General features: G+C 48.5%; 6 protein-coding genes and 1 pseudogene. 3 read left to right on the top strand and 4 right to left on the bottom strand.

What is annotated here, in order from left to right; translation table 11 throughout:
* On the top strand, positions 1-558 hold a 558-nt coding region (locus AC0AP0_RS05100; RefSeq protein ID WP_490429585.1), incomplete at its 5' end, for a glycosyltransferase family 8 protein.
* Positions 559-710: 152 nt separating this feature from the next.
* Here AC0AP0_RS05100 and AC0AP0_RS05095 read toward each other — a convergent pair.
* From AC0AP0_RS05095 to AC0AP0_RS05085, 3 genes are all read right to left on the bottom strand, one after another.
* The gene (locus tag AC0AP0_RS05095) at positions 711-2,603 is read right to left on the bottom strand and encodes a DUF6541 family protein (protein ID WP_490429584.1); all 1,893 of its coding nucleotides are present in this window, start codon (positions 2,601-2,603) and stop codon (positions 711-713) included.
* A 724-nt stretch (positions 2,604-3,327) separates the two neighbouring features.
* Positions 3,328-5,385 (bottom strand): cell wall-binding repeat-containing protein, encoded by a 2,058-nt coding sequence (locus AC0AP0_RS05090; protein ID WP_490429583.1) that lies wholly within the window; start codon positions 5,383-5,385, stop codon positions 3,328-3,330.
* Between the two features lie 339 nt (positions 5,386-5,724).
* The gene (locus AC0AP0_RS05085; protein WP_490429582.1) at positions 5,725-6,522 is read right to left on the bottom strand and encodes a glycosyltransferase family A protein; all 798 of its coding nucleotides are present in this window, start codon (positions 6,520-6,522) and stop codon (positions 5,725-5,727) included.
* A 530-nt stretch (positions 6,523-7,052) separates the two neighbouring features.
* Here AC0AP0_RS05085 and AC0AP0_RS05080 point away from each other — a divergent pair.
* A complete protein-coding gene (locus AC0AP0_RS05080) occupies positions 7,053-8,198 on the top strand; it encodes an acyltransferase (protein WP_490429581.1) in 1,146 nt (381 codons plus the stop codon).
* 153 nt (positions 8,199-8,351) lie between these two features.
* Here AC0AP0_RS05080 and AC0AP0_RS05075 read toward each other — a convergent pair.
* A pseudogene (locus AC0AP0_RS05075) lies at positions 8,352-9,740 on the bottom strand (DUF6020 family protein); the annotation flags it as partial.
* Positions 9,741-10,173: 433 nt separating this feature from the next.
* Here AC0AP0_RS05075 and AC0AP0_RS05070 point away from each other — a divergent pair.
* The coding region (locus AC0AP0_RS05070) for a glycosyltransferase family 2 protein (RefSeq protein ID WP_490429586.1) at positions 10,174-10,958 on the top strand (785 nt) is incomplete at its 3' end.

Raw genomic sequence — 10,958 nt, 5'->3', positions numbered from 1 at the left:
ATGCGGGATCCTTATTCCTACTTCCAGGCAGGCGTACTGTTGCTGAACACTGCTGAGATGCGAAAGCTGCACTCCCTACCGGAATGGCTGCGGCTGTCTTCGAATTCCAGGTTCATTTACAACGACCAGGATGTTCTCAACGCCCAATGCCAGGGCCGGGTGACTTACCTGGATTGGCCATGGAACGTGATACATGACTGTGACACCAGGCTGGAGCGTATATTCAGCCATGCACCAGCCAATGCCTACCGCGACTACCTCCAGTCCCGTAAGCAGCCAAGGATTATTCACTACGCTGGATTCATAAAGCCTTGGAATGATGCCAGCTGTGATCTGGCTGACGTGTATTGGTCCTACGCCAGACAGACCCCCTTCTACGAGAGCCTGATACAACACCTGTCTGGATCCTCCCATAATCAGATACAGGTGGCACAGCATGAACGCGTGATTGCTGAGGACAATGGACTCCGCAGGTTGGTAGACCCTATCGCCCCAATCGGCAGCGCCCGTCGCGAGATCTTGAAAACGGTAGCCAGGGCAGTGGAAGGTCGGCACTAGCTCAATCCAGACGCTGCCGGTCCTTCTGTGAAGAAGGTCGGCAGCGTCTGATTTCTTTCAGCAGCAGTGCAAGGCACACTGTTCGTATGCATCCCAATCCTATAACCAACAACTACCTCTCGAGCCCTAAAAATATAAGACGCATAGATTGCTCATCTGCATGCGAATCGATATAGATTCCATTGGCTCCCCGGTTCATTGGGAGAATCAAGGGCACTGATTTTTGCCAGTGTTCCCCGTTGTTCATATTCATTGATCAAACGGTCATCATGGAAGGGATAGTACTGCGCCTTGTAGGTGAACATACGCAGGCTTGGAGATTGTGGACCCATGGTCAAAAAGTACTTGTTGCTTCTCTCTTCACGTTGGCTCTTTGCCTTATAGCTGGTCACGACAGGGCACACTGTATGCAGCAAGCGTTCGGAATCACCTGAGGCGAATGCACGCTCCACCTGTCCAAACACCTGGCCATTTTTCGTATCCATGGGGTTATATACCGGATACAGCATATCCATTCCGTAGAGAGCCATTCCATACATGGAGCCATTCAAGGGGTCAGACACTACTACAGCATTGTCTTCCACTAACTCGTGCACCTTCTTCAAGGCATAGTATTTATCGTGGCTCAATTGCTCCCCTGGAGTTTGCGTTTCGATATCCGTGCTACCAGCGACTATGGCTGACAATTGCTTTTTTGCTGGTTCAAAACACGAGCAGAACACCAAAACTACGACCAGAAGCAAGACCGTGATCACACCGACAGGCGAGAGTTGAACCTGCGGTGAAACTGGTCGGAATAGAGCTTGAGTCTTCAGGCTTCTGACAGGACGAGACTCAAGAAGGCAACGCAGGCCAAAGGCCAGCAGAGGAACAACCGCCAAAGGTATCATGGTCAGGGGCCGAGTCTCGCCACGGTACCAGGCAGCAGTGATCACGTTGGCCACAGGCCCAGTGAGTGCAGAACTGGAAACGAAGATCAGAGCAGTAAGAAGAAATGCTCCGTCCACAGCAAGTGCATCACGAAAACGCTCCCCGCAAAGCAACAAGACTGCAATAAAACATATACAAACTAAAATTGCCATAAAGATGCCTGCAAGGCCCGGAATTGCGTCAGTCAACACTGTTTTCACCGCATTGCCAAGACTTCTGGTAGGTCGAAAGGTATGGAACCATGATGAAGGATGCAGGTAATCCTTGCCGTGATCACGGTGAGAGACATAGACAAAGAAAAGCCCAGCTGCCACCAATATACAGAGCATGAAACAGACGATGTCTCTTTTGGACATCTTCACCAGTATAAACGGACCTATGAAGACCAAATAGGTAAATGCAACTCGAGGGTGAGCCAATAACATAAGCAAGACGAGAACAATTGTCAGCAGAGACCAACGGAGTACGTGAGCAACTGTACGCTCACTCTGTGTGGTGATCGCATCCATTAACCTAAGACTGGAATACATCAGACAAGGCAGTATCGAGGTAGCCAGCCCATAAGCAATGAGAGGTCCGGCGTTCAACATCCAATAGGGCTGGGCCACCGATACCACGGATAGCACCGGAACTGCAATATTAAGGATGACCTGACATCTCTTTGAAGCATCTGAATAAAAATAAGAGCACCACAGCAACATACCCATGGGAAAAAGAAGACCCGAGGTTACAAGCCATATCAAATTAAGTCCAGTAAATACATTGATCTGAATCCCCAACCAGCTCGATACACTAAGCAATACGTGGACTAAAACATGAAACAAGGGGGGATAAAAACTGTCATTAGGGTTAAGCTCCCACACAACTGACATGCCGTTCCGAATTAGCTTCCGAATGAAGTAATAATGCGAGGGCGCATCAATAGCCTGGATAGGCAGGTTCCACATGCTCCAAGTTTTAGGTAACCAACTTGCAACAATGAGAAAGGCAAGTAAAAGACCCAGGCAATAAGACCAGTACAGTCTTGAATGGTGCCTATGACTTTTAAGAGAAAATACTGCATTACTCGACCATTCAACCCGTGCTCTTTTTTGCTCCGCTAGATCTGTCTTCACCTGTAAGCACCTCGGAAGTTTGCCGAACGTCATTGTTCTAAGCTTAGATGATCGATCCTACACTGTATTTTCCAGCAAATTTTTTCAGAATTCGGAATCTGCGTATTACTTAGCAGAGAATAAGATCCCCCCATCTACATGTTTGGTTTAGGATCTGAAACCGAAAATAGAGTAATGGAGTTTCTTTTGTGAAAGACTGACCATCTATGAGTTAGTTCTCATAGTCAGCTATTCCATGTTGTATTTAGGCACTAAACAATCATTAAAACAATTCATCGTTGCTTTAGCTATTCAAATGCATGGCTAGAGTATTAACATTATCAAGTTTAATATAAATTGATTTTATTATAAAATGAGCAGCCGTACTTTTGCTCAATCTCATAATTACAACTCAAATTTTTCCCGCTATAACAGCTACACTAATTAACACAGATATAGTCTACTTTGTAGAGCCTTATCTACACACACCCTACGCTGGTGCGTGGAGGTTATTACAAATCTATAAGCTACAAAGAACACAAAACATGATGTTCTCACATTGCACAATAGTGTCAACAGAATGACATAAAAACTCTCAGTCGCGTGCCAAAAACTAGTTTATTCACTCTGAATATAGCGTTTCTTAACTTATAATCTCAATAAAAAGGAATTCCCAACGACTTTCGTCGCTGGGAATTCCTTTAGCCTATCTGGTTAGAGGTTCTCAACCATAAGCAGACTGAACTCAGTCTCCCAAGATTGAAGAAATCTGTTCTGAAACCTCTGCACTTACAGCATCAAGCCCACCGAGGACGTATGCGAAATCGGTGTCAGGATTGAAGCCACGGGGCCTATTCTTGCTAGTAGCCTTGATCCAGTTAAGAGCATCCGTATTTACTGCAGTATCGGGGCTAACCAACACAATCGGATTGTTCTTCTGACCTGCGAAGACACCACCAACAAGAGCATCAGGGAAATTCTCACCCGTAGCAAACACAGGGCTCTTTAGGCTTGCACCATAGAATTGCCTCTGGTATTGGGCAATTTGCAGCGAAGTCTGATACCTCGTTGCTCCACCGATGCGCTGGATATTGGGTCCATCAACTCCAGCAGCTTTCAGCTGACTTACGACAGACTGCGGAACCGCTTGTGATCCACCAGCAATGATGACATTCGTAAAGCCATGATCCTTGATAGCCTTCACCGTGTTTGCGTCAAGACCATCCTGACCGCTCAGAAAGACAGGAAGTTTCTTCTGTCTTGCCACAGAGGAGATGGACAGAGCATCAACGAAGTTGTCGCCTGTAGCAATGATTGCAGTATCGGCATTCCAATCTTGGTCAGGTTGACCCTTAGCATGCTGCTTGTCGGCTTGAGCGAAAATCTCATTGGCAGTATCTCTACGAGTCGCACCTGCGATTCTGACAACATCAGCCTCACTGGGGGCCGTTACCCTATTGGCAATCTGATCGACAACACCATCAGACACAGCGGATGGACCTCCTACCACAATCACCCTGGTAGGACGCAAACGTGTCAGCTGACCATCTGCGCGAGCAGAAAGCTGATATGTATCAGTCAACACAACAGGAGCGTTCAGTTTGCCCGACAGACCAGAGGCAGCCAGTGCATCAGGGAAATTCTCACCAGACGCCACAATAACTGTGCCCCTCTGTGCATAATTCGACTCATCCAGGATTGCGCCCATAGTGTCGTATCTGACATTGCCAGAGAGTCTCTTCACTACGCTTGCATATTGAATGGCCTTGCCAGAGAAGGTACCAAGCTTGATGCGATTGTTTGTGCTAACAGGTCCACTAAAAGTGAACTCAACACTCCGATACTTGGCAGGTGCCAGGAATGAAATCTTACTGTTATTCTGGGGAATTCTAATCTTGGCGGGATCTGTGACAGGAGTAGTTTTATTCACCGTAGGATTTTGAATCTCTGCGTAAACATCGCCATAATAATTTACCTTGATGCCATCAATAACCCAATCGGCATCCTTATTATACTCATGACGAGGGGTTATAGTGACATCCTGGTCTGTTGCATCCAATCCATTGGCGGGGGATAGACTTGTCAAACCGGTTATAGGAAGTATGTCCCTAATTTGATTCTTTTTTAGGTTAAGGCTTTCGAGCTTGTTCAAGGAACCCAATGGAGAGACATCGACGATCTTGTTATTAAAGAGGTCGAGCTTCTTCAGCAGAGACAGTCCCTTGAGCGGAGTTACGTCTGAAATCTTCTGATCCTCTAGATTCAACTCAGTTAATCTCTTAAACGAGCCGATAGCCGAGATATCCCTCAACCGATAATTTCCGTCGGAATTAATCGTGAGGCTCTCAAGCTTGTCCTTTGCCCCAATTTCTGACAAATTACTATTTATATGATTCCTAGACAAATCTAGTGTCTTCAGATCGGGGAGGTTCGCGAGCTCACTTAAATCACGAATTTGGTTGTCTTGCAGATGCAGTTCCGTAATCCGATCAAAAGTTCCAAGTCCCCTAAGATCGTAGATTTGCAAACCGTGCGCATCCACAACCAAATTATCCTTGACTTTGACTTCGCCCACTTTGTGTGTGGTACTTGCGTTTGTCGGATCACCATTATTAAAACCTACAGCAATGGCGTTAGCCAGGTGTTCGTCAGGAACGCACTCAGCAATCGTATTTTCATCGCCGCAATTCGAGTCCGCTGCACGTGCTGGAAGCGTCAAAGCTCCAACGCATACAAGCAATGTGGCTCCGCCGATCAGGCTGGCTCCCAGCTTCAACGGTAGGGATTTCTTAACTTGTGACAACTTACTCTCCTTCATCTTATAAGTTGTACTACGTATTCTCTTATATCCGGAAAGAACCCAACCGGCCCCTTCGCAACATCACTATACACTGCCCTGTGCTGTTGACAATCGAGTGTGTCATGAAAAATGACACACTATTGGAAAAATTGGCTTGCAAATCCTTGTCAATGTAATCCAGTTAGGTCTTATAGCTACTCCTTCCCTGAGATGCCAGCATCGCTGGTTTTTATAAAGTATAGCATCTTTATGTATCAGATTGTTTTCTACTCGAGACCTCGTCCTTAGTGAGGGTATGCAAATCGTTGAACTTATAATTGCCCATTGCACAGCAATAGCAGATCACAGCAGGTCATCCAGCTTGTCGTCTCGGACGGCCTTGTCGAAATCCAGCTGGCATCCATTGGCGTTTAGATAGCCGAGTATTCGTTGGAAAACCTTATCGTTGCCTCCGCTCTCAGTATTGACATGGCAGAGTGCCTCTTCTTGGGTACCAGGCACATATTGCAAAAGTTGATCATCTCTGGAAGCCACTACAGGAATAGGTCGATTGGCCCTTACTTGCATAATTTTTAACCACACGTCATCAGTGGTGGGGCATAGAGACATGATTAAGTTCTTGTTAAAGGTAGAGTCCGGCATCAAGTGTGGAGGGAAGAGCGTGCCGGCACCAGTGGTGGCAAAAAGTCGCATGGATGGCACACCCACCAGACGGGGATGATAATGCGGCGCCTCGTAAATCCAATCCTCGTATTTTTTACGACTGCCATCGCTGTTAAAAGTGATGAGATGGGTGCGGGAAGCCACTATGGTTTGCGGATAGCGGCGGTGGGTCGCCAGAAGATCCCCAATCATGGTATTCCTATAGATTAAATCATCATCAACTGTGACAACCAAATCGTTCGGAAATTCGCGCAGAGCCCAATAGTATTTCTTATGCGGCTTCAAATCGTCATCGACCCAACGCACCTGGACATCCATCCAAAGCAGGTCTCTCAAGCTGGAAGGCAGGTCACGCTCGCCACCTGGAAAATCAGATCGGCAGAGCCAAAGAATGATCAAATCTGGCAGGGTCTTTTGGGCAAGCAGCGACTTTATTGCCAGGTGGACAGTCTCGATGCGGGCAGGGTACGAGGTCATAGAGGCAATGATTCGTGGACGACCAGGCACCAGAGCCCGACCGCATCGGGTACCAAGACGTCTCAGTCTGTTGCGCTTCTCCCTCAAAGACAGGCCCGTAGACATAAACTCCACCTCACCTTCGGCAACTCTATGAAGATAAACGCTCCTGGATTGCCAAGAACTTGAATTCCTTGCAGTCAGCATGCCACAAAGTCTAGTTTTACCAGGCTGGACTCGCATTCCCTACCGGTAGGCAACAACTCTCATCAGTTCTCCAACAGCTCGATAGCAGAGCCCTGGAGGAACGCCTTGGAAATCACACCGATTGTTTTATGCATAGACTGCTCATGACGGGAATAGGTAAACATCACCCAATAACCATGTGGGCCACAGTTTCAAGGGGAGTAAAATCGGTACGACTGGTTGAGGTGATTGGTTGTGGCTTCTGCTGACATTTCAGAATCGACTGTGGAATAGAGGTTGGAGCCAGTTCTCGCCGGCGAATGCGCATGATTAAATATGGGGGTTTCACACGAAAGAGGCTGCAGATGAACGACCAGCGAAGAGCTGCTCCTCCTGAACATGCAGCGAGACACAGAGTCCATAAGGATCGGATCGCTGGCCTGGATCTGGCGAAATCACTGGCAATATTTCTTGTTATTTTTATACATTACATTTTTTACACCGGTTTTGTCGGCGACACCGCACTGAACAACCTTGCCTCAACTTTCTCAGTCGTCGGAGTGCCCTTGTTCTTTGCTGTCAATGGGTATCTTCTGATGAACTCGCGATTTTCGGCGGACAAGCATCTTCATAAAATCCTTAGGATGGTATTCATCCTGCTGACATGGAAGATCCTCAGCTTGCCAATACTCAGTGCCCTGATGCACAAAAGCATAGATTGGAAATCGGTTCCCCAGTATCTTCTGGGCGGCTCTTACGACGTGGTTCCTCTGGGATACTTCTGGTTCATCAATGCGTTGCTGGCCATTTACATTGTTTTCCCCATACTGAAGACTGTCTACGATGACCCGGATGGGAAACGATATCTGGGCTACGTCACAATTGTGCTTGGCGCTCTGATATTCGCTGTAACGCTCGGAGACAATGCCAAAGACATACTGGCAAGCTACTGCGGGCATCAGGTTCCACAAGTGCTCGCCTCGCTCAGCCAATACAACATACTGGGAGGCTATGGTTACGCCCTGGTGTATTTCATTGCCGGAGGCTACGGGCACGATATGGCAGCCTGGCTGTCTCGTCACCTCTCAAGCACGAGAGCGAAGAACATCTGCCTTTCTCTCATGGCCCTACTGGCCTGGGGCTTGCTTTTCACTTTGCAACGGTTCCAGGCTCGGGCAAAGGGCATATCTTTCTATGTAGACTCTGGTTACCAGAACGTTTTAACCTTGATATTGACTATTGCCCTATTCCAATTATTCATACAGGTCAGGAAAGTCCCGTCAGGCCTGAATGCAATCGTCACGGCTATTGGGTCCAATACGCTTGGCATCTATTATCTGCATCTGATGCTGATATTGGTAACCCGTGATCTGGTCCTGCATTTCCATTTATTCTACAAGGCGCCCATGTTCATCAATCTTGTGCTGGTGGCCGCTATTGTTTTGATCGCTACCTTTATAAGCTGGGTCGGCGGCAAAATCCCCTTCTTCAGACATCTTTTTATTGGCTGAATACAAAGCCCCTAGGGCCAGGGGAGCCGTCAGCACTGCATGAAACACATACCTTGTGGGATCCATCCGTCCTGGGACGGAAAACGAGATGGGATATGCGAACAGGCTCAGCACTGAAACGAAATAGGGCGCCAGCCGCATGACCAATACCACCAAGCGCTCCCTTGCACGCCTTCTCCAAGCGGCATACAGAATGAAGAAGGGTACGACCGATGACCAGATAGCCACATAGAAGCAGACATTCAACACCGGGATGGTTGTCAGCGTCTGGTATGTTTCGTCGGCCAGCCGTTGACGCCCATTGGGGTGCGGATCTTTTTGCAGCCAACCGTAAGTATCAGGATTCGTCATGGTCCATGTATACACGCGCATCACCATGGAATCTTGCCTATATGGGGGTTTCTGGGCCTTGGTGGATTGCGGTCCGACAAAACTCGTCCAGCCACCCTCTAAGCAGAAGAAGCCATTCAAATACGACAAGGGATGATGAAGTCCTAAGTTCACCCACAAACGCGCGAAACCGAGCAGGGACCCTTTAGGACCATTCGCCCCATAGCCGGTGACCGGATCGGATATATAAGGTATGTACTTTGCAGCCATTCCCTCCCAGCCAAAAGGCATCATCTCATCTACTGCTTTTTTCTGGGAATCGGCGATTGCTGTTGGATGATCATGAGCCGTCCTGGACAGCACCTGTACAGGCATGACAATTGCTGCGACCTTCTCCCCCGGTACCACATGCAGCGCAGGAAAAAGACAGGTGGGTATCAGCATGTTGACAACCAGCCAAGTCGATGCTGCCAAGCAAGCGGCCAGAACCTTCATTTTCCTTCGGAAATGGCCGAGAACCAGCAGGAGCAGACTCACCACAATGATGTAAAGGCCCATCTTCTTTGTCAACGAGCTTAGAAGGGTCAGAACAACGAAAGCGCTGAGGAAACGGGGGTTCTTCAAAGGTTCCAGCCGGCCATCGACCAGCTTTACAAACAGGATGGCCCAGGGCAGGAAAAACAGGGCATGAGTCGTATCCTTGCAAATCATCATAGCCATCATGGGAACCAGAGGGAAAAGGCAGAAGAAGGCTGTGCAAAGGGCAATGATTCTTTTCCTCATCGCCCTTGTGGACATATAGGCCAGCAGCCATGCGATGCAGAGCGCAAAAAGTATGACCTGAATTATGACATACAAGGAAAAACCGAAATTCGGACTGCCCGCCAGGAACCGGCCAAGATCGGAAAACCAACCATAAAGAAAAGTGTCGAAAAAGGGATGACGGTCAGATATGACGCCAGGGGCCTGGCTGAAAGCTGCAATCCCATAGTATTGGGCCAGTTGATCACCAGTATCCCAAAAAAGCGAACCCGGGTATAGAAGTATCAGGTACGGAAGCCAGCAGATGAGAATCCGTATGCCATCGCAGAGCACGCCTCTGGGCGATTCAATATGATTGAAGTACAGTCGTCGTATCAGGCTGTTTTTTTGCTTTCCGGCTCGGTCATCCGAAAAAGAACCGATCCTTTCGGGAAAGCAGAACCGGAACATCGTAGCGAATAAGACCCAGAAGAGTATTCCATAGAGCACAATATTCAGATACAGATGCGCCTGACCCCATTGAATGGCACCATAGGTTCCTGCATCTGAAGACAGAGAGAAAAGCACTCCCAGCAGCAGAGGAAAGAAGCACCCTTCCATTGCTCTGCCTTGCAGCAACACGTCACGGTTCTTGCCATGTGCGATGGGCCTGATTCGATTCGAATCAGTCCTGCGAAGTCCGACCATGATTCCCTTTGCATACTTTTGGATACGTCAACGATCCCAGCTTATCCTTCCGCCTACCTTGTAGCACCACCAGGAAGCAGCAGAATACGACCCTGATTCATTGTTGCGCTGATTGGTAAGCTTGTGCCTTGTGGAAGCAATAAGGAAGAACGAGAAAGCACACGTGGCCGTGCTTATTCCCTGTTACAACGAGGAGATGACTATAGGCAAGGTAATCGACGATTTCCGTCAGGCTTTGCCTACGGCCGACCTGTATGTCTTCGACAATAATTCCACGGATGCAACGGCTTCCATAGCAAGGCAACGAAACGCCATCGTCTGCCAGGAACCTCGACAGGGCAAAGGCAATGTCATCAGAGCCATGTTCGAGGAGGTTGATGCGGATGTCTATGTGCTGGTAGACGGGGACGACACCTACCCGGCCGAGGCGGCGCCAGAGCTTGTCTCCAAGATCCTCCAAGGCTATGACATGGCCTCAGGTGATCGTCTCAGCTCCACCTATTTCCAAGAGAACAAACGGCCCTTGCATGGTCTTGGCAATCGATTGGTCAGGTCTTCAATCAACTTGCTTTTCGGAGCCCATCTGACGGATGTCATGACCGGTTTCAGAGCCGTATCCTTTGCCTTTGCTAAAACCTGCCCCGTAACCTCCTCGGGCTTCGAGGTAGAAACCGAAATGACCATTCATAGCCTGGATAACAACCTGCGCATCTGCGAAATCCCCATCCAGTACCGCGACCGCCCAAATGGATCGGTGAGCAAACTAGATACCCTCGGTGACGGGATTAAGGTCATGTCAACTATTTTTCGCATGATACGCGAGTACAGACCTCTGCCATTCTTCGGCCTTTCCGGACTATTGATATCCATGATTGGGCTGGGGTTGACTCTGAGCGTCATGTTCGACTATTGGAAAACCGGCGTGGTTCTACGCTTCCCCACGCTTATCGGATCCGTAATGCTCGTCATCGCCGGCCTGCT

Source organism: Bifidobacterium sp. POST2/T3 (B1), assembly GCF_058197115.1.
The sequence above is the reverse complement of the archived record's forward strand: the minus strand, read 5'-3'. Positions and strand labels throughout refer to the sequence as shown.